The organism is Vibrio sp. 10N.222.49.C9 (assembly GCF_041474985.1).
Taxonomy (GTDB): Bacteria; Pseudomonadota; Gammaproteobacteria; order Enterobacterales; family Vibrionaceae; genus Vibrio; species Vibrio crassostreae_C.
In genome coordinates this window covers 1-411 of sequence record NZ_JBFRVD010000870.1, presented here as the reverse complement: position 1 = coordinate 411, position 411 = coordinate 1, and the positions used below count along the sequence as shown (strand labels likewise).

Sequence of the window (411 nt, the reverse complement as noted above, 5' to 3'; positions counted from 1 at the left end):
CAGCTGGCCCACAAGGTTTGGTCTCTATCAAATAGACTGCGACCAGAGAAATGTTGGGTGGGTGTCGCGGCGAAGGTAATTGAGCCTATCGTCTTTTCCTGCCACCAATCTAATTCTGTGATTTTTTCTTGTGGTACGCCCCAGCTTTGCAAGATTTTGCCAATACGCAGCGGTACCAAAAAGTGTTCAACCTTGGCGTGTATCGATTTGATGACGTGTTTGTCTAGGTGATCGTAGTGATCATGACTGATGACAACCATATCAATGGTGGGGAGCGCTTCAATGGAGATAGCCACAGGTTGGAAACGCTTCGGGCCAGCCCACTGCACTGGTGATGCACGATCACTAAATACGGGATCAGTGAGAATAGTTTTACCATCTAGACGAATGAGCATACTGCTATGGCCTAGG

At 47.9% G+C, this 411-nt stretch carries 1 protein-coding gene; it reads right to left on the bottom strand.

Features of this window, described 5'->3' with window-relative positions:
- Window positions 1-411, bottom strand: a 411-nt coding sequence (locus tag AB4585_RS26000) for an MBL fold metallo-hydrolase (RefSeq protein ID WP_372171654.1), incomplete at both ends; no start/stop codon positions are given.